Source organism: Nonomuraea sp. NPDC048882, assembly GCF_040649755.1.
Lineage (GTDB): Bacteria > Actinomycetota > Actinomycetes > Streptosporangiales > Streptosporangiaceae > Nonomuraea > Nonomuraea maheshkhaliensis.
Map to the genome: position 1 here is coordinate 463,031 of NZ_JBEZGB010000003.1, position 22,108 is coordinate 485,138.

General features: G+C 71.6%; 17 protein-coding genes. 12 read left to right on the forward strand and 5 right to left on the reverse strand.

Features of this window, described 5'->3' with window-relative positions; translation table 11 throughout:
• Positions 1–6: 6 nt before the first annotated feature.
• The 5 genes from AB0C27_RS12155 to AB0C27_RS12175 all read left to right on the forward strand — a co-directional run bounded on the left by AB0C27_RS12155 (position 7) and on the right by AB0C27_RS12175 (position 6,515).
• Positions 7–1,254 carry a sugar ABC transporter substrate-binding protein gene (locus AB0C27_RS12155; protein WP_357841796.1) on the forward strand — a complete coding sequence of 416 codons (1,248 nt, stop codon included), beginning with the start codon at positions 7–9 and terminating at the stop codon, positions 1,252–1,254.
• Positions 1,255–1,315: 61 nt separating this feature from the next.
• On the forward strand, positions 1,316–2,182 hold the full coding sequence (locus AB0C27_RS12160) for a sugar ABC transporter permease (RefSeq protein WP_357841799.1): 867 nt from the start codon (positions 1,316–1,318) through the stop codon (positions 2,180–2,182).
• Positions 2,179–3,045, forward strand: a complete 867-nt coding sequence (locus AB0C27_RS12165; RefSeq protein ID WP_357841802.1) for a carbohydrate ABC transporter permease — start codon at positions 2,179–2,181, stop codon at positions 3,043–3,045. Before AB0C27_RS12160 ends, AB0C27_RS12165 begins: the two co-directional genes overlap by 4 nt.
• A 178-nt stretch (positions 3,046–3,223) precedes the next feature.
• Positions 3,224–4,114, forward strand: coding sequence for a dihydrodipicolinate synthase family protein (locus AB0C27_RS12170; RefSeq protein ID WP_357841805.1), 891 nt, complete (start codon positions 3,224–3,226; stop codon positions 4,112–4,114).
• A gap of 154 nt (positions 4,115–4,268) precedes the next feature.
• Positions 4,269–6,515: a hypothetical protein gene (locus AB0C27_RS12175; RefSeq protein ID WP_357841808.1), complete on the forward strand. Its 2,247-nt coding sequence runs from the start codon at positions 4,269–4,271 to the stop codon at positions 6,513–6,515.
• Positions 6,516–6,520: 5 nt separating this feature from the next.
• Here the strand turns inward: AB0C27_RS12175 and AB0C27_RS12180 are convergent, their stop codons facing one another.
• Genes AB0C27_RS12180 through AB0C27_RS12190 form a run of 3 tightly spaced genes read right to left on the reverse strand, consistent with a single transcriptional unit; the run spans position 6,521 to position 10,026 of the window.
• Positions 6,521–8,458 carry a hypothetical protein gene (locus AB0C27_RS12180; protein ID WP_357841811.1) on the reverse strand — a complete coding sequence of 646 codons (1,938 nt, stop codon included), beginning with the start codon at positions 8,456–8,458 and terminating at the stop codon, positions 6,521–6,523.
• 45 nt (positions 8,459–8,503) lie between these two features.
• On the reverse strand, positions 8,504–9,232 hold the full coding sequence (locus AB0C27_RS12185) for an amidohydrolase family protein (RefSeq protein WP_357841814.1): 729 nt from the start codon (positions 9,230–9,232) through the stop codon (positions 8,504–8,506).
• Positions 9,229–10,026, reverse strand: a complete 798-nt coding sequence (locus tag AB0C27_RS12190; RefSeq protein WP_357841817.1) for a hypothetical protein — start codon at positions 10,024–10,026, stop codon at positions 9,229–9,231. The genes AB0C27_RS12185 and AB0C27_RS12190 overlap by 4 nt, the downstream gene beginning before the upstream one ends.
• A gap of 79 nt (positions 10,027–10,105) precedes the next feature.
• Here AB0C27_RS12190 and AB0C27_RS12195 point away from each other — a divergent pair, with 79 nt between their 5' ends.
• From AB0C27_RS12195 to AB0C27_RS12210, 4 genes are all read left to right on the forward strand, one after another.
• Positions 10,106–12,169, forward strand: coding sequence for a PQQ-binding-like beta-propeller repeat protein (locus tag AB0C27_RS12195; RefSeq protein ID WP_357841820.1), 2,064 nt, complete (start codon positions 10,106–10,108; stop codon positions 12,167–12,169).
• Positions 12,170–12,178: 9 nt separating this feature from the next.
• Positions 12,179–12,865, forward strand: a complete 687-nt coding sequence (locus AB0C27_RS12200) for an amidohydrolase family protein (protein WP_357841823.1) — start codon at positions 12,179–12,181, stop codon at positions 12,863–12,865.
• 126 nt (positions 12,866–12,991) lie between these two features.
• Positions 12,992–13,771, forward strand: a complete 780-nt coding sequence (locus AB0C27_RS12205) for an amidohydrolase family protein (protein WP_357841827.1) — start codon at positions 12,992–12,994, stop codon at positions 13,769–13,771.
• A gap of 107 nt (positions 13,772–13,878) precedes the next feature.
• A complete protein-coding gene (locus AB0C27_RS12210) occupies positions 13,879–15,084 on the forward strand; it encodes a DegT/DnrJ/EryC1/StrS family aminotransferase (protein WP_357841828.1) in 1,206 nt (401 codons plus the stop codon).
• A 94-nt stretch (positions 15,085–15,178) separates the two neighbouring features.
• Here AB0C27_RS12210 and AB0C27_RS12215 read toward each other — a convergent pair whose 3' ends face one another.
• Together AB0C27_RS12215 and pulA are read right to left on the reverse strand one after the other, a co-directional pair.
• Complete coding sequence (locus AB0C27_RS12215) at positions 15,179–15,820, reverse strand: hypothetical protein (protein WP_357841830.1); 642 nt, start codon at positions 15,818–15,820, stop codon at positions 15,179–15,181.
• Positions 15,821–15,946: 126 nt separating this feature from the next.
• Positions 15,947–18,730: a pullulanase-type alpha-1,6-glucosidase gene (gene pulA, locus AB0C27_RS12220; RefSeq protein ID WP_357843088.1), complete on the reverse strand. Its 2,784-nt coding sequence runs from the start codon at positions 18,728–18,730 to the stop codon at positions 15,947–15,949.
• Between the two features lie 180 nt (positions 18,731–18,910).
• Between pulA and AB0C27_RS12225 the strand changes: the two genes are divergently transcribed.
• From AB0C27_RS12225 to AB0C27_RS12235, 3 genes are read left to right on the forward strand one after another with little or no spacing between them, the layout of a single operon-like run.
• Positions 18,911–20,200 (forward strand): extracellular solute-binding protein, encoded by a 1,290-nt coding sequence (locus AB0C27_RS12225; RefSeq protein ID WP_357841834.1) that lies wholly within the window; start codon positions 18,911–18,913, stop codon positions 20,198–20,200.
• 3 nt (positions 20,201–20,203) lie between these two features.
• Positions 20,204–21,193: a sugar ABC transporter permease gene (locus AB0C27_RS12230; protein WP_357841837.1), complete on the forward strand. Its 990-nt coding sequence runs from the start codon at positions 20,204–20,206 to the stop codon at positions 21,191–21,193.
• Positions 21,187–22,065, forward strand: a complete 879-nt coding sequence (locus AB0C27_RS12235) for a carbohydrate ABC transporter permease (RefSeq protein ID WP_357841840.1) — start codon at positions 21,187–21,189, stop codon at positions 22,063–22,065. Before AB0C27_RS12230 ends, AB0C27_RS12235 begins: the two co-directional genes overlap by 7 nt.
• Positions 22,066–22,108 lie beyond the last annotated feature (43 nt).

The window sequence follows — 22,108 nt, forward strand, 5'->3', positions numbered from 1 at the left end:
CCACCGATGAGGAAGGCAGCGGCAGCCGGAATCGTGACCGCCCTGAGCGTCGTGATGGCCGGGTGCGGATCCGGTGGCTCGGGCTCGGACAAGAGCACGGTCACGCTCTGGATGTACCCCGTCATCATGGACCAGGCCGCGAACAAGTCCTTCTGGGACAAGGTCGAGAAGGACTTCGAGGCCAAGAACCCCGCCATCGACGTCACCATCGACCAGCAGCCGTGGGACGGCCGCCAGGAGAAGGTCACCACCGCGCTGGCCTCCAGGAAGGGCTTCGACCTGGTCGTGCTCGGCCCCGACCAGATCCCGCAGTACGCCCAGCAGGGCACCCTCGAACCCGTGGACGACGTCGTCGCCCCCGACAAGGCCGCCTACCTGCCCAACTCGCTCACCGCGCTGAGCGTGGACGGCAAGCTCTACGGCGTGCCGATCTACCAGACGATCACGGCCCCCATCTACAACAAGAAGCTGTTCGCCGACGCGGGCGTCACCAAGGCGCCCGAGACCTGGGCGGAGCTCAAGGAGGCCGCGCCCAAGCTGGCCGCCAAGAAGGTCGCCGTGCTCGACTACCCGGGCAAGCCCGAGGTCTCGCTCAACCAGAGCTTCTACCCGATCCTGTGGGCCAACGGCGGCTCGGTCTTCGCCCCCGACGGCAAGAGCGTGGTCGTCAACAACCAGCAGGGCATCGACAGCCTGCAGTACCTGCTCGACCTCAAGGCCGCCGGCGGCCTGCCGGAGAACACCGCCAGCAAGGGCAATGACGTCGAGGGCGGCCCGCTCGCCGCCGGCAAGACCGCCCTCTACCACGCGGCCACCGCCATCCAGGCCGACCAGCTCGGCGCCGCCATCGGCGCCGAGAACGTGGGCATCGGCCTGCCGCTGGAGGGCACGAAGCGGGTCGCGTTCGGCATCCCCGGCGGCTTGATCCTGGCCAAGCACTCCGAGAACAAGGACGCGGCCAAGAAGTTCGCCGCCTACGTCGCCTCCGCCGAGGTGGCCGGGCCGCTGGCCAAGGAGTCGGGTTTCTTCTCCGCGCGTACGGACGTGACCATCCCCGGCCAGTCGGAGGCGTCCAAGGAGTTCGCCAAGTCGCTGGAGTTCGCCTTCCCCGGCGACACCCACCCGAAGGCCCGGCAGGTGATGTCGATGATCGCGGCACACGTACAGGCGGCGCTGATCGGCAAGGAGGACGCCAAGACGGCGCTGGACGCGGCGGCCAAGGAGGCGAACGAGCTGCTCGCCGCCGGCAGCTGACCCGACAGGGGCCCGCGTGTCACCCGCGCGGGCCCCGTCCTTTCGGAAAGGTGTGAACCCGGTGCGTCATCGCCTGCGCGATCCGATCACAGGATTGCTGTTCGTCCTGCCCATGCTCGTGCTCTTCCTGATCTTCAAGATCTTCCCCACGCTGGGCGCGGCGGGCATGAGCCTGACGAACTGGAACATCGGCGGCGAGTGGGACTTCATCGGCGCCGACAACTACACCCGGCTCGTGAACGACCCGAACTTCTGGTCCAGCCTCCGGGCCACGCTCGTCTACACGGCCATCTACGTGCCGCTGGTCGTGCTGGTCTCCCTCGGCACCGCGCTGCTGCTCAACGCGGTCGTCTTCATGCGCGGGCTGTTCCGCGGCATCCTCTTCCTGCCGTACGTGACCAGCTTCGTCTTCGCCGGCCTCGTCTGGCGCTGGATCTACGAGTTCGACGGCCTGATCAACGGCCTGCTGGCCAAGCTGGACGTGGCCCCGGTCGCCTTCATGGAACGCTCGGAGCTGGTGCTGCCCGCGCTGGCCCTCGTCTCCTGCTGGAAGGGCTTCGGCTACTCGATGCTGATCCTGCTGGCCGGGCTGAAGGCCATCCCGGGCTCGTACCTGGAGGCGGCCAAGGTGGACGGCGCGAGCGCCTGGCAGCGTTTCCGCTCCATCACGCTGCCGCTGCTCAAGCCCGCCCTCTTCTTCGTCCTGGTGATCGAGACGATCGCCTCGTTCCAGGTCTTCGACACGATCTACGTGATGACCGGCGGCGGGCCCGCCAAGGCCAGCTACACCCTCATCTACGGCATCTTCGAACGCGGCTTCAGGTTCTGGGAGTTCGGCTACGCGGCCACGTGGGGGATGGTGCTGTTCGCCGTCGTCCTGGTCGTCTCGCTGATCCAGCGCCGCTTCGTCGGCAGGGAGAACACGTGACGCTGACCGCCGCACGTCCCACCGCCGCCAGGACCGGCCGCCCGGCCCCCGCGCCCCGCCGCCGGGGCCGCAAGTGGGCGCTCTACACCCTGCTCACGATCATGTCGCTGCTCACGATGGGCCCGTTCGTCGCGATGCTCGTCGTGGCGCTCTCGCCGCGCGGCGAGCCGACCCTGCCCGTGCGCTGGCCCGCCTCGCTCACCTTCGACAACATCGCGCGGGTCCTGAACGCCTCCGGGTTCGCCGAGTGGACGATCAACTCGCTGGTCTACTCGGCCGTCTCCGTGGTGATCATCCTGCTGACGGCGTCGATGGCCGGGTACGCGTTCGCCAAGAAGCGCTTCCCCGGCCGCGACGCCATGTTGTGGACGTTCCTCGCCACCATGATGGTGCCGTTCCAGGCGACACTCATCCCGCTCTACGTGCTGGTGTCCGACTTCGGCGGGGCCGACACCTTCTGGGGGCTGATCGTCCCGACGCTGGCGAACTCGCAGGCCGTCTTCCTGATGCGCCAGTTCATCCTCGGGCTGCCCGACGAGCTCTTCGACGCCGCCAAGGTGGACGGGGCCTCCGAGCTGCGCGTCTACTGGACGATCGTGGTGCCGCTGACCAAGCCGATTCTGGCCACGCTGGGCGTGTTCGTCTTCCTGTGGCACTGGAACGACTTCCTGTGGCCCCTGGTCATCTCGCAGAGCGACGCCACCCGCACGCTGACCGTGGGCCTGACGGTGCTGAAGACGGAGGAGATGCAGTGGGCGACGCTCATGTCCTCGGCCGCGGTCTCGGCGGTGCCGTGCCTGCTGGTGTTCTTCGTGCTGCAGCGTTACCTGGTCAACAGCATCGCCATGACCGGCCTGAAGTAGACCCGGGCTGAGGTGATCCGGGCCTGACGGCCTACGCTTGGTCGCCGGGGCCGGTCGTCGCGGGTCGTGGCGGGTCGTGGCGGGTCGTGGCGGGCCGGCGAAGCCGTCCGGCCGGTCGTGGCGGGCCGGTGAAACCGTCCGGCGGGCCGACGTGGCCGTGCCGGTGAGGGGAGCGACGATGAGCACGCCGATCGACCCGCGGGCCGCCGGTCTGCGCGACCGCCTGCGTGGCGCCCTGGTGGCGGCCGCCGCGACGCCGATGACCGCCTCCGGCGAGGTGGACCTCGACGTGGCGGAGGCGTACTTCCGCCGTCTGACCGAGACCGGCGCCGACGCCCTGGCGGTGCTGGCCCACACCGGGCGCGGGCCCTACCTCGCGCCGGACGTACGGGCGGGGCTGATCGAGCGCGCGTGCCGGGCCGGCGTCCCGGTGATCGCCGGCGTCGGCGGCGGCGCGGCCCCGGCGGCCGAGGAGGCCAAGGCGGCGGCCGCGGCGGGGGCCGGGGGCGTGCTGGTGTTCCCGTCGCCGGGCGACCGGGCGGCCCTGCACGACGAGGTGTGGACGGCGGCCGGGCTGCCGATGATCGCGTTCGACCTCTACACCGCGCCGTGCCCGCCGGCCATGTTGCGCGAGGTCGTCCGGCACCCGGGCGTGGCCGGGCTCAAGACGGCGCTGCTGTCGGACGCGATGGGCTGCCAGGAGGCCATCGCGCTCACCCGCGAGGCCGGCCGGCTGGCCATCACCGGTGAGGACCGCATGTTCGGCCCCTCGCTGCTGTGGGGGGCCGAGGCGGCGCTGGTGGGCATCGCGGCGGCGTCGGTGCCGGCGACGGCCGCCGTGCTGCGCGCCTTCCGCGGCGACGACCTGCGGGAGTTCGAACGGGCCTCCGCGCGGCTGGACCGGCTGGCCGCGGCCACGTTCACGGCCCCCATGGAGGGGTACGTGCAGCGCATGCTCTGGCTGGCCGAGGCGGAGGGCCTCATCCCCGCCACCCACGCCTTCGACCCCCACGGCCCCGGCCTCCCCGACGCCGAACGCCCCGGCGTCCTGGCCGCGGCCTCCACCTGACACCCCCGGCCCGCCCGTTCTTGAAACGGCCGGACCGAATGTCCGCCGGTATCGAGCTGACACGGGATAGACATACTCATGTCGGGCGCCACCGCGCGGAGTAGGGTCGGCTTGTCGTTGGCACCGGGTGACGGGCGGGATCGAGGGGTGTGCGATGGCACGAGCACGTGTGATCGTCTCAGCGGCCCTGGGCCTCGTGGCGCTGCCCGTGCTGATCAATGTGGCGACGAGCGACGACGCGCCGGTGTGGGCGGTGCCGGCCGTGCTGGTCTTAGGCGCGGCGGCGACCTGGCTGACCCTGCGGCAGTACCGGGCCGACCACGGCATGAGGGAGGGCGGGCGGTTTCCTCCGGGGTTCCGGCAACGGATGCTGAGCAGGGCGCGGTCGACGCTGGACGCGCGCCTGGTGCATCGACCGGCCGGCCGGGTCGAGATCAGCCTGGAGGAGGCCGTGGAACGGGTGCGTCCGCCGGACGCGCTGAGCGTGGCGGCCGAACAGGTGCCGGCACCGCAGGGCGTGTGGACCGCGTGGGAGGACGCGAGCCGGTCGCTGCTGCTGCTCGGCGCACCGGGAGCGGGAAAGACGACGCAGCTCCTCGACCTGGCCGATCACCTGCTGACGGCCGCGGAGGCCGATGAGACGCAGCCGGTTCCCGTGGTGGTCGACCTCGTCTCGTTCTCGCCGGTGAGCGCCCGCAGGGTGTGGCGGCGGCACGCGGCGGACGACGACCAGGACGGCGGGACCCGCTGGCTGCTGAAGATCCTTGCCGGGGAATACGGGCTGGGCCACCGGGTGGCCGTGGAATACCTGGCCGCGCACCGGATCGTCCTGCTGCTGGACGGGCTGGACGAGGTGCCGCCCGCCCGCCGCCGGGCCTGTCTGCGCTGGATCAACCACCTCCAGGACCGCTTCACCGTGCCGCCGATGGTCGTGTGCGGCCGGGATCTCGACTACGCCGAGATCGGTGAGCTGCTGGCGCTGCAGCGTGCGGTGCGCATCGTGCCGCTGCACCGCGAGAAGGTGATCGCCTGGCTGGAGGAGGGCGGACCGGAGGCGGAGCACGTCCGCCAGGCCGTGACCAGGGATCCGACGCTGTGGGATCTGCTCGACGCCCCGCTCTGGCTGGCCGTGGTGGCGGCGGTGGCCGAGCCGGCCCGCGACGAAGGCGCGGGCGGGTCCGTCTCGGCGCGGCGAGGCGCGCTGCTCGACGCGTTCGTGGACGAGGCGATCCAGCGCGGCGACCAGGCCGGCTACACACGTGCCGACGTGGTGAGGTGGCTCGGCCGGCTGGCCGCCCCGGGAGATCCGGTCGTGGCGTCCCGGTGGGGCCCGGGCGTCATCAGGGTCGGTGACGAGGTGCCCGCGGAGATGTCCCGCGTTGTCAGCTCCCTATTCGCCGTGCCGCTGATGGCCCTGATCACCCTCGCCGGGGCCGCGGTTCTCCTGCGGCACGCCGGAGTCGTCGTCGCGCTCGCGGCCGCGGCCGGCCTGCTGATCATGGTGCTGGCGCAGTGGCTGATCGGGCGCCGGCGGAGCCGGAAACCACCGCGGGTGTGGCCGGCAGGGCCGGCGCGTCTCGGCGCGACGGTCGCCGTGCTCGGCACGATCCTGTCCGCGCTCGCCCTCACCGTCGCCGAAACGGTGAGCACACTGGTGGGCCTGCTGCCGGAGCCGCCCACGTCCGTGAACTGGCTGGCGCTGCTGGCGGTCTTCGGGTGTTCGGTCGTCGTGGTGGGCCTGATCCTGGCCGTGGTCGTGACGGTCGCCGACCGTCGCTCCGGCTCGCGCTCCGAACCGTTGCCGTGGGTGTTCTTCCGCCGCGCCGGGGCGAGCATCGTGATCACGGCGATCGTTCTGGGGGGCGCGGTCTACTTCGTGGGCCTGGGTTACCTGGTTCTGTCGGGGATTCCCGCCTCGTACGTGTTCTCCGGCGCGTGCGCGCTCGGCTTCTTCGCCGTGGTCGGTTCGGTCTGCTTCGGGATCGCTTTCCTGCTGGATGGCGAAGGGTACAGCGTCAATGAGAACGAAGACGAGGTGGGCTGGGTGCCCTTCGTCGGGCTGGGGGTGGCGCTGCTCGCGGTGTTCCTCATAGGGGCGGACACCCACCACTGGCTCCCCTCGGAGCTCGTCTTCCACCTCATGTCCGTCGGAGTGGGCGCGTGTGGCGGGGTGTACGTGGCCTTCCAGACAGGGCGCGAGGCCCACCTCCTCAGTCCGCTGGTGACGCTCTGCCTGGTGGCCGTGGGCTACCTGCCCTGGCGGCTGAATCGCTTCCTGCGCTACTGCGCCCGTCACGACCTGCTCAGGAGCGAGGGCAGGGACTATCGGTTCCGGCACCAGCTCCTGGCCGAGCACTTCATCGCCGCGACGGGCGAGCCCGCGGCCACAAGGCGGCGTTGACCTGCCTAGATGGCGATGCGGATGAGGTTGCGGCCCTTGAGGCCGTACAGGGCCCTGCGGGACGGGTCGAGGGCGATGCGGGAGCCGCCGCCGAACCAGTCGCTCGCCAGCCCCTCCACGAGCTTGCGGGCGGTGAAGGCGACCAGGTCGACCTTGTAGACGGCGTCCTCGTCGCTCGTGTACGCCTTCGTCCCCGACAGCACCAGGTCGCCCCCGCGGTCGCAGACCTTGAGCGTGCGGGTGACCTTGCGCCGGCGCGGGTCGAACTCGAACAGCACGCCGTCGCCGGTGATGCCGTACAGCGCGAGCGTCGTGTGCTTGAGGCTCGTGATGGAGCTCGCGCCGGCCACCGGCTCGACCTCCCACCTCACCTCGCGGCGGCGCAGGTCGAACGCGGCCAGCCGGGCCGTGGACGTCACCGGCGGCGAGCCGAGCCCCTCCTGCGTGCTGGTGCCCATGTAGACGGTGCCCAGCCGGGCGGTCAGCGCGAACACCGTCTGGCGTTCGACGATCGGCCGGTACGTGTCGAGCCGGCCGGTGCGCGGGTCGTAGACGTCGAGCGCACCGTTCTGGTGGCCGGGCTCCGGCTGGGTGGACATCACGATCAGGCCGGTCGCCCGGTCGTGGCACAGGTCCTTGGGCCGGTCCTGGTTGTGGCCGGTACGCAGGAGCAGCTCGGCCTCGGCGTCGCCCGCGCGGTGGGAGTAGAGGGCGGCCTGGGTGTAGACCCCGAGGTACGTGGTCCCGTTCGCGGTCATGATGGTCTTCGGCTCGCCGGGGATCGGCAGCCGGGTGACCGCGCCTGAGGCCAGGTCGTGCACGTCGCAGCCGCCCTTGCCGCCCACGTAGACGCGCTCGCCGTCGCTGTGCACGGACATGGGCTCCTCGGGGGCGGCCTTGAAGCCCTTCTGCACGTGGCTCACGTAGTCGATGCCGCCGGTGGCGGGGTCGTAGACGAAGACGCCCGGCTCCTGGACGCCGTAGATGCGGCCCCCGTGCTCCAGGATCCGCACGGTCTGCGCCTCGGGGAACGGCACCCCGAGCACCTCGTACGTGCCGTCCTCGATGCGGTAGCGGTAGAACGTGCCGGACGGCCGCCCGGCGAAGTACACCCAGCCGTCGTGGATCAGCACCGACACGACGTACTTCTCGCCCGGCGCGGTGGCCTTGACCACCCGGTACGCGGCCGGGTCCGCCTTCTCCAGCACGATCAGCTCGCCCAGGGAGTTCATCCCGCCGGCGATGTGCGTGGCGCTGATCGACATGCTCGACACCCAGTCGCGGTCGGCCACCTCGGCGGGCAGCAGCTCGCGCTTGTCGCCGGTCCTCCTGTCGATGGCGACGAGGTGGGCGTTGCTGCCGACGCCGGCGTAGACGTGGGTGTCGTCGGCCTGGATGCTGCGCACGTACGCCTCGCCGGGGGCCGGCTGGCCCAGGTCGCGGCTGGTTCCCGTGGCGGGGTCGTACTCGACCACCCGGCCGGGCTGTGAGGTGCCCAGGTAGACCTTCCCGTCGGGGGAGGAGGCCATGGTCCAGATGTAGGGGTCGGGATACTCGGCGACCTTCGTGGTCGTGCCGGTCAGGGTGTCGATCTTGTACAGGTCTGACCTGGAGTGGGTGCCCACGTAGACGTCGGTGCCGACCTTGCACATCGCCCAGATGCCCACGCCCGAGGGGATGTCGAAGTGGGCGGTGACCTTGTCCTGGCCCAGGTCCCAGGCGCCGACGACGTTGGGCGCCAGGCCGCGCGAGCCGAGGTAGAGCACGTCGCCGACGAACTCGGCGTTGCCCAGCGGGCTGGTCACGCTGGCCGGGCCGAGGTCGGTGATCGTGCCCTCACGTTCGCGGGCCGCGGCCAGTGCGGGGGCGGCGGTGAGGGCGGGCAGGGAGGTCACGGCCGCGGAGGCGGCCGCGGCCTGGAGGAAACGGCGGCGGGGGATCATGCGCTGGCACTCCTCAGGACGGGTTGGGCCGCACGCTATTACGGCCTAGGCCGTAATGTCCAGATCAAAAAGTCGTACGGCGTTGCGCCACGCGACCAGTTCGGCCGTCTCCGCGTCCAGCCCGGCGGCGGCCACGGCCCCGAACGCCGACGCCGGGTCGATGAGGGTCGAGTCGGTGCCGAAGAGCAGCCGGGTGCGGTCCACCGCCGCCGCGACCCGGGCGACGCGGCCCGCAGGGGCGTGGGAGTAGCAGGGCTCCAGGTAGAGCCGGTCGCAGGCGTTCGCGGCCTCGATCGCGTACGGATAACCGTCGGCGCCCATGTGCCCCGCGATGACCCGCAGGCCGGGTGTGTCCGCACAGGCTTCGGCCAGGTCCAGCACCGTGGCGCCCCACGTGTGGACGAGGGCGGGCACCCCCGCCTCGGCGACCATGGCCAGCGCCTCCCGCGTCTGGGGCGAGGAGACGGGCGACCCCGTGTAGTCGGTGTGGATCTTGACTCCGGCGAACTTGCCGGTCGGGAGATGTTCGCGCAGGTCGCGCTCGGCGTCGGCCTGCCTGCGCGGGTTGATCGTGACGTAGCCCAGATGGCGCTCGGTCGTGGCCAGCCACCGCGCCAGGGCCCGGTTGCCCGCCGGCGCGTCGTAGATCACCGCCTCGGTGGCCGACACGATCGACAGGCCGATGCCGTAGCGGTCCATGGCCGAGAGGTTCGCGCCGGCCACGTCCATGGTGAAGAACCACGGGCCCCAGTGGGCGTGCACATCGATGATCATCCGAACAGCCTCCTCGCGTTGCCGCCCGCCACCGCGGCGATCTCGTCCGGCGTCAGGCCACTGGTCGCCAGGCGCAGCAGCGGCACGACCGGCTCGTAGTGGGGGGTGCGCGAGCCGAACACGAGCCGATCGGCCGGGACGGTCTCCAGCGCGTCGGGGGAGTTGAGCAGGCGGGTCGAGGCGTGGAACCCGGGCTCGTCGGCGGCGGCCACCAGGAAGTCGCCGAGGTGGTAGAAGTGCGTGTCCAGGAAGACGACTCTGGCGTCCAGGCCGGAGAACGGCTGCCAGAACCTGCGCACGTCACCGCCGGTCAGCACGACCAGGCCCGACGCGGCGGCCCGCTTGGCGACGTGGCGGACCGAGGGGAAGCCCGCCTCGACGCCCTGCTCGTCGGGGAACAGCCTGATCGCCCGCACGCCCAGGGGTTCGAGGCGGTCGATCTCACGTACGGCGCCGATCGGGTCGCGCAGATCCACGGTCCCGACCGGAACCACATCCGCCGCCCCGGCGGCGTTCCCGGTGCCGTTTCCGGCGCCGTCACCACCGCCACTCTCGGAGCGCTCGGTGGTGCCGTGCAGGGTCAGGACCTCGTCGTTGCCCGAGCGCACGTCGAACAGGGCGGCCCGCAGCGACGCCACCGCGCCCGCCCTGACGCGGTGCCCGGCCAGGGCCGCGAGCACGGATTCCGGGGTGCCCGGCGGGCCGTCGCGGTCGGGATACGCGCCGACCAGCACGTCCACGTCGAACGTCACCTCAAGCTCGCCGACCAGTTCACCAGCGTCGAACGCCGTCACGTACGCCTCCATTGACTATTCCCGTCCCGCAGATTACGGTCTGGGCCAAAATTGGGCAACAACTCGCGGAGGTGCGGCCATGCCGCGCGGTTCCCTCACGCTCTCAGCGGCCCTGGCCGCCGTGCTCCTCACCACGGCGGCCCCGGCCTCGGCAGCGGTCTTACCCACGCCCCCCACGTCGTCCGACGTGACAGTCACCACCGCCGGCGGGTCCCGGTCCTGTTCGGGGACGCGGGTGGAGACGTTCGGGCCGGCGTCGCTGACCGGCGCGATCGTCGGCGCCACCGTCCACGACGGCAAGGCGTACGTCGTCACCCGCGGCCAGAAACCGCCCGTACTGGTCGAGATCGACCTGGCCACCCGCCGGGTCGTCAGGACCGCCCGCCTGCCCGACGTCCCCGCGACGGGGGAGCCGGAGGGCGGCTGGGCCACGGCGGTCTCCGGCGGCAAGATCTACGTCGGCACGTACCCCGTCCCCGACCTCTACCGCTTCGACCCGGCCACCGGCGAGGTGGCGCACCTGGCCTCGTTCGGCCGCAACGGCGGCTTCATCTGGTCGCTGGCCGCCGCGCCCGACGGCACCCTCTACGCCGGCACGTACCCCGACGGCCGGGTCAGGGAGTACGACCCGGACACCGGCGCGGTGCGCGACTTCGGCGTGCTCGCCGCCGGCGAGCGCTACGTCAGGGCGGTCGCGGCCGACGAGAGCAACGTCTACGCGGGCCTGCTCGACAAGGGCAAGCTGATGGCGATCGACCGGGCCACGGGCGCGGTCAGGGAGCTGGCGCAGGGCACGACCGGCATCGGCGTGGTGGCCGAGCACGGCGACCGGGTCCTCGCGGTCAGCGGGTCAACCTTGATCGACGTGCGCAAGGACGGCGCCGACGCCAGGAACGTCCCTTTGGGCCCGCTCAGCCTCGACGCGCTCACGGTCGCCGCCGACGGCACCGTCTACGCCACCTCCCGCCCCGACGGCGCGGTCCACCGCTACCGCACCGGCGACACCGCCCTCACCGAGGTGGCGGCTCCGCCGTCGAAGGACGACGAGACCAGGCGGATCGCGCTCACCGGCGACGACACCCTCCTCGGCTTCTCCGGCAGCGGCGGCATGTGGTCGCTCGACCTGCGCACCGGCGCGTCCTCGTTCACCGACCTGATCGAGGCGGGCCTGCCGGCGGGCGCCGAGCGCCCGCAGAGCATGCTGCTGGTGCCCGGCCGCGCCGTCTACGTCGGCGGGCACTTCTTCATGGACGTACGCGACCTGCGTACGGGCGAGCAGCGGAGGTTCCGCGTCCCCGGCGAGCCCAAGGACCTGGTACGCCACGGGAACAAGATCTACGCCGCCCTCTACCCCAGCGGCCAGGTCGTCTCCATCGACCTGCGCACCGACGAGGTCCGCCCACTGGCCCGCCTGGGCCACGACCAGCAGCGCCCGTGGGACATCGAGTACGACCCGGTGACCCGCAAACTGCTGGTCGCCTCCGCCCCGCTGGGCGCCAGGCTGGAGGGCGCCCTGTCGATCATCGACCCGGCCACCGGCGCGATCGACTCCTACCCGGGCGTCATCCCCGATCAGAGCCTCATGAGCCTGTCGCTCGACTCCCGCGCGGGCGTCGTCTACCTGGGCGGCGACGTGCTCGGCGGCGGCGGGACCCCGCCGGTCAGGACGTCGGCCTCCGTCGCGGCCTTCGACCTGCGCACCCGTACGGTGCGCTGGCAGGTGGACCCGGTCCCGGGCATGCGCACGTTCCAGGACGTCAAGGTGCACGGCGGCCTGCTGTACGGGGTCTACAAGCGCGACTCCGGCACCTGGATCGCCATGGACCTCGCCACCGGGACGGTCAGGCAGCGGGGCACGCTGTCCGGGTACGGCGAGCTGACGGTGCATCGCGGCAGGGTGTTCGCCGCCACGTTCTTCGGCGGCGGCAACGCGTACGAGCTGGGCACGGACGAGCCCGGCACCGGCCCGCTCGGCCCCGCCAGGCACCTGGCCACCGGTCTCGGCGACGACTGGTACACCAACCCGCAGCTGCACTTCGAACCCGGCTCGTGGAAGGCGTGGACCATGAGCGGCCGGCAGCTGGCCAGGGTGGACCTGAACCCGCGCTGCCCGCTCTTGACCGTCACTCCGCCGCAAGGCTAATTTCGGTCTGTGCCGAAATTAGTGCTGGACGCCCACCGGCTCATCGGGCCCGTGCCCTTCGACGACCTGCCCCGCGACCCGGGGCAGGAGATGGACCGGCTGGGCATCCACCGCGCCTGCGTCACCCACACGCTCAGCCTCTACTCCGACGTCCACGCGGGCAACGAGGCGCTGCTCGGCCTGCGCGACCCCCGGCTCGTCCCGGTGCCCGTCCTGCTCCCAGAGGCGTTCGCGCCCGCCCAGGACTGGGACGTGCCGATGGTCCGCCTCTGCCCGGCCCGCCACCGGTACGAGCTCACCGGCCCCACCGCCCTGCGCCGGCTGGCGGACCTCGGCGCCGTCGCGGCGATCGAACTCGACGAGACCTCGCCTTCCGAGCTCGTCGCCCTCACCCGCCGGCTGCCGGGACTGCGCGTCCTGCTGCTCAGCCCCGGCTACCGGCGGCTGCGCGCGATCGGCGAGCTCATGGCCGAGATGCCCAACCTGTGGCTGGAGATCGGCACCGTCAACACGCAGCGCGGCGTCGAATGGCTGGCCGCGCACTACGGGGCCGAGCGGCTGGTGTTCGGCACCGGGGCTCCCGTCATGGACGACTGCGGGCCCCGCTTCCTGCTCGACCACCTCGAACTCCCGGAGGCCGACATCGACCTGATCGCCTCAGGCGGCAGCCTGCTCGGCCAAGGAGACCTACGGTGATCCCCATTGACCTGGACGCCCTGCCCGGGCCAGGAGACTCGCGTTGATCCGCATTAACCTGACCGCCTCGGGCGGGCAACCTGTCGGGGCCATTCGGATCGGCCTGTTCAGGCAAGGAGATGTGTGATGATCCTCGACGCGCACGGCCACCTCGGATCGTGGCCCGACTTCCTCATCCCCGACCCGTCCGCCGACGGGATGGTGTCCCTGATGGACCGCCTCGGCATCGACGCGATCGGCATCAGCCACCTGCTCGCCGTCGGCCCGGACGCCGAGGAGGGCAACCGGCTGGCGTTCGCCGCCGCCGAGCGGCATCCCGGCCGGATCGGCGTCTGGCAGGTCTACAACCCGCACCAGCGCAACCACCTCGCCGACCAGGGCGTCTGGGGCGTGAAGATCCATCCGGACGTGCACGAATGCCGGCTCGACGACCGCCGCTACGACCCCGTCTGGGAGCTGGGCCTGCCGGTGCTCGCCCACGGCCAGACCGGCTCCCCGTGGAGCGACCCCGCGCAGTTCGTCACCGTGGCCGGGCGGCATCCGCACGTGCCGCTGCTGCTCGGCCACGCCGGGCTCTGGCCGAACGGCTTCGCCAGGGCAGCCGAGCTGGCGGGCCCGTACCCGAACCTGTTCCTGGAGATCTGCGGCTCCAAGATGACCGGCCGCTGGATCGCCCGCCTGGCCGGGCTGGTCGGGGCGGACCGGGTGATCTACGGCTCCGACGCCTGCTTCCTCGACCTGCGGATCGGCTTCGGCCGCGTCGCCCTGGCCCCCCTCACCGACGCCGACCGCGCCCTCGTCCAGGGCGGCAACCTCGCCCGCCTGCTGCCACCGGGCGAACCAGGCGAACCAGGCGAACCGGCCGGACCCGCCCGACCGCAAGCGTCCATGCGGCCCAGCTCGTAGCGGCCCCGTTCGTAGTAGCCCTGTCCGTGATGGCCCCGTTCGTAGCAGCCCAGTTCATAGCAGCACTGTTCGTAGCAGTCGCGTTCGTGCAGACAAGGACCACTCCCATGACGCTCGCCCTTCACGGCGGAGCTCCCGTCCGTACCCGCCCCTGGCCGGCCTGGCCGCCGCCGCTCGACGACGCCCAGCGGGAACGGGTCACCGCCGTGCTGGAGAGCGGCCTGTGGGGCGCCACGCAGGGCGGGTCCGCGTGCGCGGAGCTGGCCGGCGCGTTCGCCCGCCGCTCTGGCGCCGAACACGCCGTGACCGTCGGCAACGCCACGCTCGGCCTGTTCGCCGCGCTGCGCGGCCTCGGGATCGGGCCGGGTGACGAGGTGATCGTCCCGGCGTACACGTTCGTCGCCTCGGCCACCGCCGTGCTGCTCGCGGGGGCCACGCCGGTGATCGCCGACGTGGACGCGGACGACCTGCACCTGCCGGCGCACACCGTACGGGCGGCGCTCACCCCGCGTACCGCCGCGATCATGCCCGTGCACCTCGCGGGCAGCCCGGCCGACATGGACCCGCTGACCGAGCTCGCCGCCCGGCACGGGCTGGCCGTGGTCGAGGACGCCGCCCAGGCGCACGGCGCCACCTACCGGGACCGCCCGGTCGGCGGGCTCGGCGACGCGGGCGTCTACAGCTTCCAGGCGAGCAAGGCGATGACGGCGGGGGAGGGCGGCCTGATCGTCTGCCGGGACCGGGCGGTGCACGACGCCGTCTGGTCGGTCTGCAACCTCGGCCGCGACCCCGGCGGCGCCTGGTACGGCCATCCCTCGGTCGGCTGGAACCTGCGGCTGACCGAGATCCAGGCCGCGCTCCTGCTGCCCTGGCTGGACCGGCTCGACGCGGAGATCGACCGCAGGAACGCGTTCTGCGCCGCGCTCGAACGCGAACTGGCCTCCATCCCCGCGCCCCCAGGCTACGACGGCGCGGGAGAGCCGGGCGGATGGCGGCCCGTGACGGTGGTTCCGCAGCCGCCGGGGACCACGCGGGACTCGCGGCACCTGCTGATGCTCCGCCTGCACGTGCCGGTCGACCGGGCGTTCCTGCTGGAGGCCATGGCGGCCGAAGGGGTGCCGATCGACGGCGGTTACCCGCCGCTCGGCACCATGACGGCGCTGACCGGGGCAAGCGCCAGGCCGGAGCCCTGCCCGGCCGCCGAGGCCGCCGCCCGCGAGGTGGTCTGGATCCGCCAGTCCATGCTCATGGACGACCCCGCCACCGGCGCCGCCTGCGTCGCCGAGGCCCTGGCCAAGATCCTCACCGCCTGACCCGCGCGACCGGCCCCGCCGGCCGCCGGATCAACCGGCCCCAGGGCCTGCAGATGTCAGACGGCCCAAGACGTCATACGGGCCGGGCGTCGGGTCAGACCGTCGCCGGGGTGGCGGGGGCGGTGGTGGTCTGTTCGGTGCGGATCAAGGCGTCGCACTCGGCGATCGTCTCCTCCAGCAGCGTACGCAGCAGCGCGTCCGGATCGGGGATGCACGCCTGTACGATCCCCACCACGGCCAGCTGCACCGCGTTCGGGGCCGCGTACCTGCGGAAGCCCTTCTCCGTGATCCGCGCGGCCCTGCTGAAGCGCCGGGCCTGCTCAGCCGCGTGCGGGACCTCCTCCATGGCTCGCCTGCTGCGCTCGCTCAGCCGTCCTGGCGGTGCGCCGTCGAGCCTGGCCAGCATCTCCTCGGCCGCCAGCACCGACACCGCCAGCGCGAGCTGGCGTTCGGCCGCCGCGACCGGCAGGGCCGTGGTGGCGCAGCGCAGCGCGATGTGCGCGTCCACGCGCAGGTCGTCGCTGTTCAGGCCGATGATGGACGGGACTAGATGGACGAGCTTGGCCCGGCTCTCGTCGCCGGTGTTGTCGTTGACCAGGCGGGCGAGCGCGGCCAGCAACGGATGGGTGCAGGCCGGATGGTCGCTCCACCGCTCACCGGCCAGGTAGGAGGCCAGCTCCATGAAGCAGGCGCCGCGCTTCGGATTGCGATGCCTGCCGCGGGAAAGAACCGGCATGTGATCAAGGTGATTGTCCACGGGTGCTCCACTGCTCCACGCGATCGCCGTTTTTACAGTCTGCGCCGTCGTGCCGCGCAATGCCAGTGATGTCCTGAACGTTCCCACTACCCCGCCGGATCACACTCAGGCACTCACGAACACCGCGACCGTCCGCCCGGGAACCGTCAGCGTGCCGGTGGCGGGATCGAACACCGACTCCCGCACCACGGGGTCGTCAGAGGCGGCCTGCACGGGATGCGGCGCCACCTCCCGCCCCGCGACCTGCGGCAACGGCTGCTCCTGGGCCGACGGGGTGGCGTTGAAGACGACCGTGACCGACGCCCAGCGCGGATCGAGCCCTGAGGTGTCCACGTGCATGGCGATCACCCCCTCCGCCGAGCCGGGGAACGTCAGCCGCCGCCGCACCTCCTCCGCCGACCCCAGCGCGAACGCCGGCGACGACGCCCTGATCCGCAGCAGCTCGCCGAACCGGGCTCGGGCGGCGGCGATGTCGGCGCAGCCGGGGCGCAGCGAAGGGTCGGCCAGCAGCGGCCTGGCGTAGGGCCAGGCGGCCTCGTTGGCGGCCCGGGGCGGCAGGCCCGCGCCGAAGCCGTTGCCCTGCTCGCAGTCCCACAGCAGCCGGTTGAACCAGTCGCCCGAGTCGTAGGAGTCGCGGTCGAACGACTTCGAGCGCAACCGCTCGGAGCCCGCGTGCACGAACGCCGGCCCCTGCGACAGCAGTACCGTGGCCAGCGACAGCACCTGCATGCGCACCCGGTCGGCCATCGGCGTCGCCTGCGGCAGCTTGTACGCCAGCGCGTCGAACAGGGTCTCGTTGTCGTGCGCGTCCACGTACGTCACCGCCTCCCCCGGCGCGGCGGTGTACCCGGCGGGCGAGCCGTGGTAGCCGACCTCCGAGCCCGACGGCAGCAGGTGACCGGCCAGGTTGCCGGTCAGCCCCACCCTGATCAGGTCGGCGTAGTACGCCAGCCGCGCCCGCCGCTCGCCCGGCGTGCCGTTGGCCGGGGCGCCGTTGGGGTCGCCGGCCAGCCCGGAGCCGAACCCCTGCACGCGCGGGTCGGAGTCGAAGGGGCCGCCGCCGCGCACCGCGTCCCGCAGCCGGTCGGTGAACGTGCCGATCCCGGTCCCGGCCAGGTTGCCCTGCGTGGCCTGCTCGAACCTGGCGCCGCCGGCCACCTCGCCGAAGTCCCAGCCCTCGCCGTACAGGAGGATCGACCTGCCGTCGACGCCGTCCTTCGCGAGCGTCAGCGCGTCGAGCGCGCGGCGGACGGCGAGCAGGTTCGCCTTCGGATGGTGGCCCATGAGGTCGAAACGGAAGCCGTCGATCTTGTACCGCGTGGCCCACGTGACGATCGAGTCCACCACGAGCCGGCCCATCATGGCGTGCTCGGGAGCGGTGTTCGCGCAGCAGGTGGAGGTGGCCACGGCGCCGTCGTCCAGCAGGCGGTGGTAGTAGCCGGGCACGATCGGGTCGAGCACGCCGGTGGAGTGGGCGTGGTTGTAGACCACGTCCATGACCACGCGCAGCCCGGCCCGGTTGAGCCCGGCGACCATGGCGCGCAGCTCCCTGGTCCGCTCGTCCGGGTCCGTCGCGTACGAGCCCTCGGGCACCGTGTAGTGCAGCGGGTCGTACCCCCAGTTGAAGGAGTCCTCGGCGGCCGTGCGCGCGACGCACTCCTGCTGCGCCTCGGAGTCGGGCGGCAGCGCGGCGAGGTCGCAGGCGGGCTCGGTCCTGTCCTCCTTGCGCTCGGGGACGGTGGCGAAGTCGAACACGGGCAGCAGCTGCACGTGCGTCAGCCCGTCGCGGGCCAGCGCGCGCAGCTCCCGCATCCCGGCGCTCTCCTGGCAGCGGTCGTCGGCGAAGGCCGCGTACGTGCCGCGCAGGTCGGGCGGCACGGTGGCGTCGGAGGCGGAGAAGTCGCGTACGTGCAGCTCGTAGATCGAGGCCCGGTGCTGCGGGACCGGGGGCGGTTTGACCAGCTCGTCCCAGCCGGGCGGCTTGAGTGCGGCGGCGTCCAGGTCCACCAGGCGGCTGCGCCCGCCGTCCGGGGTGACCGCGAGCCCGTACGGGTCGGTGACCTCGTTCGTCACGACCGCACCGGCCTCGGGGGAGTACACGGTGACCAGGTAGGTGTACTCGCGGCCGAGCCACGACGGCGGCCCCTGCACCGACCACACGCCGCTCTCGTCGTCGCGCCGCATCGGATGCACGCCGCCCGGCCCCGGTCCGTGCAGCGCCAGCTCGACCTTCCGCGCGGTCGGCGCCCACACGGCCAGCCTCGTGCCAATGCCTTCGGACGAGCCGCCGGACGAGCCGAGCGATGGGCCGAGTGGTTCGGTCAGGGCGCGGGTGGCGTACAGGTCGTCGAGCGCACCCGGGATCTGCACGCCGGTCGCGGCCGTCAGCGCGCCCGAGCCGTCCCGGCAGCCGGCCACGACCTGCCCGCGCAGCGCCTCGCGGACCAGCTCCGCGTCCCCGGGATGCACCGTGAACGCAGGAAGGGCGGCCAGGTGCGGCCACGCGCGCCGCTGCTGCTCGCTCAGCGCGCCGGGCAGCAGCCGGATCAGCCCTTGCACGCCGCGCAGGTCGCCGTCCCGGCAGGTGATGCCGCCGTTAGCACTGAAGGCCAGGAAGTGGCGCGCCGCCGGCCCGGCCCGCCAGGCCACAGTGCCGCGGTCGATCCAGTGGGCCCTGGCCTCGCCGCCAGGTGACTCGCGGATGTCGTGCTTCAGGATCTTCGCCCCGCTCTCGTGATTCCCGTCCGCCTTCGCGCATCCCGTTCGTGGATCCCGTTCGTGCGTTCCCGTTCGTGCGTTCCCGTTCGTGATTCCCGTCAGGGCGGCGGCGACGCGGTACGACGCGGTGTTCCCCGGCCGGGTCCGCCCGCTCGCGGACTCGTCCGGAATGTTGCCGGGAGATTACGGAGCGTCTACGATCTTTGCAACGCTTTCTGGAAATTTCAGAAACCAAAGGGCTCACTCTGGTAACTACTTGCAGAAACCTTGCGCCGCCATCTACCGGCGAGCGTTCCGTCGGCGTAACCTCCGGCTTACTCCGACCTCCGACAGAGCTGTGAGGAGAAGGACATGCGACGACTTTTACCGTCAGCGGCGGCCGTCGCCGCGGTGACTCTGGTGCTGGCCGCCTGTGGCGGCGGCGGTGGCGAGAGCGCCGCTCCCGCCGCGTCGGTCTCCGACCCGTCGAAGGTCAGCGGCGAAGTGACGTGGTGGGACACGACGCGCCCGGACAGTGAGGGACCGACCTTCCAGGCGTTGATCAAGGAGTTCCAGGCCAAGTACCCGCAGGTCAAGGTCAACTATGTGAACGTGCCGTCGGACCAGGCGCAGAACCAGTTCCAGACGGCCGCCCAGGCCGGGACCGGCGCCCCCGACGTGATCCGGTCCGAGGTGGCCTGGACCTCGCAGTTCGCCTCGCTGGGCTATCTGCAGCCGCTGGACGGCAGCCGGGCCGTGGACAAGCCCGAGGACTTCCTGCCCGGCCCGCTCAGCAGCACCAAGTTCGGCGGCAAGACGTACGCGGTGCCGCAGGTGACCGACACGCTGGCGCTCATCTACAACAAGCGGCTGCTGAAGGAGGCCGGCCACGAGGAGGCCCCCAAGACGATCGCCGAGCTCAAGCAGACCGCGCTCGACGTCAAGACCAAGACCGACGCCGAGGGCCTCGCGCTCAACGTCGACTCCTACTTCCTGCTGCCCTTCATGTACGGCGAGGGCGGCGACCTGCTCGACGTCGCCAACAAGAAGATCGTGGTCAACTCCCCGGCGAACGTGAAGGCCATGGAGACCGTCGCCGACCTGATCAGCTCGGGCGCGGCCCCCAAGCCCGCCACCACCGAGAGCTACGCCAACGCGATGACGGCCCTGAAAGAGGGCAAGGCGGCGATGATCTACAACGGTCCGTGGGCGCTGTCGGAGATCTACCAGGGCAAGGAGTTCAAGGACAAGGCGAACCTGGGCATCGCGCCGGTCCCGGCCGGCTCGATGAAGGCCGCGGCCCCCACGGGCGGCTGGAACCTGGCCATCTACGCCGGCTCGAAGAACATCCCGGCGGCGTACGAGTTCGTCCGCTTCATGACCACGGCGGAGGCCCAGGCGAAGATCGCCAAGGAGATCAGCCTGCTGCCGACCAGGACCTCCGCCTACGACAACCCCGACGTCCAGGGCAACGCGGACGTCTCGGTGTTCAAGCCGATCATGGACACGGCCGTGCCGCGCCCGTGGATCCCCGAGGGCGGCCAGCTCTTCCAGCCGCTGCTTGAGGGCTATCAGTCGCTCGTCGGTGGCAAGTCCGCGCCGGCGGACATGCTCAAGCAGGTCGACGAGCAGTACCGCGGGATCATGAAGGACTGGAGCTGACCCGTGGCGGTGTCGACCGGACAGGTGAAGGCCGCGGGCGGCGCCGCCCGCGGCCGTCGCCGCGACAGTCCAGGACGGCTGCGGCGCTCGATCGCCACCCACTGGTACGCGTGGGCGATGATCGCTCCCGTGCTGATCGTGATGGCGGTGCTGATCGGCTGGCCACTCGCGCGGGGCCTCTACCTGTCGCTGACGGACGCGACCGAGGCGAACATCGGCCGCACCATCGGCGTCAACGTCATCCCGGCCACCTATGAGTTCGTCGGCCTGGACAACTACCTGCAGATCCTGACCAGCAGCGTCTTCTGGGACAAGCTGCTGTGGACCGTCGTCTGGACCGCGGCCTGCGTCGCTCTGCACTACGGCATCGGCCTGGGCCTGGCCGTCATGCTCAACCGCAAGCTGCGCTTCCGCTCCCTCTACCGGGTGCTGCTGATCCTGCCGTGGGCGGTGCCCGCGTTCGTGGCCGCGTTCATCTGGCGCTACCTCTACAACAGCGACTACGGCGTCATCAACGGCTTCCTCAAGCTGGCCGGGCTGAGCGGGGTCGGCTGGCTGGACGACCCGACCACGGCGAAGATCGCGGTGATCGCGGTCAACGTGTGGATCGGGGTGCCGTTCATGATGGTCGCCCTGCTCGGCGGCCTGCAGTCGATCCCCGCCGAGCTGTACGAGGCCGCCGAGGTGGACGGCGCGGGCCCCTGGCAGCGGTTCAGGGCGATCACGCTGCCCGGCCTGCGCCAGGTGTCCACCACGGTGGTGCTGCTCGGCACCATCTGGACGTTCAACATGTTCCCCATCATCTTCCTCGTCACCCGGGGCGGGCCCGGCAGCGAGACCGAGATCCTCGTCACCTACGCCTTCCGCGAGGCGTTCACCGGCATCCGCAACTACTCCGGGTCGGCGGCCTGGGGTGTGATCATCCTGGCCATGCTGGTCGTCCTGGCCGTCGGCTACCGGCGTACCCTGCGCAGTCAAGGAGACCCATGGTGAGCACCACGAGCAGACCGCGCGGGAGCACCACGACCAGGCCGCGTGGCGAGCGCGGCCCGCTGGCCTCCGCCGGGCTGCACGCCGGCCTGCTGCTCGCGGTGGCGATCTCCCTGTTCCCGGTCGTCTGGCTCGTGCTGACCTCGCTCAAGCCGCGCGACAGTTGGCTGTCGGCCGAGCTGCAGCTGTTCAACAACTCCTCGCTGGACAACTACGTCCGCGTGCTGACCGCCACCGAGTTCCCTCAGTGGCTGCTGAACAGCGTGCTGACCGCCGGGCTGACGATGGTGCTCGGCGTGTTCCTGGCGGCGACCACCGGGTACGCGGTCAGCCGGTTCCGCTTCCCCGGCCACCGCTCGGTGATGTGGCTGCTGCTGATCACCCAGATGTTCCCCGTGGCCATCCTCATCGTCCCGCTGTACAACCTGATGGCCGGACTCGGCCTGCTCAACCAGATCCCCGGCCTGGTGATCGCCTACATGACGATCGCGGTGCCGTTCTGCGCCTGGATGATGAAGAGCTATTTCGACACCGTCCCGATAGAGATCGACCAGGCCGGCATGGTCGACGGGCTGACCCCGTTCGGCGTCTTCTGGCGGGTGGTGCTGCCGCTGGCCCGGCCCGGCATCGCGGTCACCGCGTTCTACTGCTTCATGACCGCTTGGGGCGAGGTCGGCTACGCCACCGTGTTCATGTCGCAGGAGGACAAGCGCACGCTCGGCGTCGGGCTGCAGCAGTTCATCGGCCAGCACTGGTCCGACTGGGGACTGATGACGGCCTCTGCCGTGCTCATCGCCATCCCGGCCGGGGCGGTCTTCCTGCTGGTGCAGCGCCATCTGATCACCGGGCTCACCGCGGGGGCGACGAAGTCGTAGCCGTCATCGTAAAGTAATTGGTCAATCACTTTACGTGACCGTG

Bases quoted from the DNA above. Each gene is read 5' to 3' on its own strand.
- AB0C27_RS12235 (WP_357841840.1), top strand. From the start codon at position 21,187: ATGGTGAGCACCACGAGCAGACCGCGCGGGAGCACCACGACCAGGCCG.
- AB0C27_RS12170 (WP_357841805.1), top strand. From the start codon at position 3,224: ATGAGCACGCCGATCGACCCGCGGGCCGCCGGTCTGCGCGACCGCCTG.
- AB0C27_RS12155 (WP_357841796.1), top strand. From the start codon at position 7: ATGAGGAAGGCAGCGGCAGCCGGAATCGTGACCGCCCTGAGCGTCGTG.
- AB0C27_RS12210 (WP_357841828.1), top strand. From the start codon at position 13,879: ATGACGCTCGCCCTTCACGGCGGAGCTCCCGTCCGTACCCGCCCCTGG.
- AB0C27_RS12185 (WP_357841814.1), bottom strand. From the start codon at position 9,232: ATGATCATCGATGTGCACGCCCACTGGGGCCCGTGGTTCTTCACCATG.
- AB0C27_RS12225 (WP_357841834.1), top strand. From the start codon at position 18,911: ATGCGACGACTTTTACCGTCAGCGGCGGCCGTCGCCGCGGTGACTCTG.
- AB0C27_RS12215 (WP_357841830.1), bottom strand. From the start codon at position 15,820: ATGCCGGTTCTTTCCCGCGGCAGGCATCGCAATCCGAAGCGCGGCGCC.
- AB0C27_RS12175 (WP_357841808.1), top strand. From the start codon at position 4,269: ATGGCACGAGCACGTGTGATCGTCTCAGCGGCCCTGGGCCTCGTGGCG.
- AB0C27_RS12205 (WP_357841827.1), top strand. From the start codon at position 12,992: ATGATCCTCGACGCGCACGGCCACCTCGGATCGTGGCCCGACTTCCTC.
- AB0C27_RS12195 (WP_357841820.1), top strand. From the start codon at position 10,106: ATGCCGCGCGGTTCCCTCACGCTCTCAGCGGCCCTGGCCGCCGTGCTC.
- AB0C27_RS12180 (WP_357841811.1), bottom strand. From the start codon at position 8,458: ATGATCCCCCGCCGCCGTTTCCTCCAGGCCGCGGCCGCCTCCGCGGCC.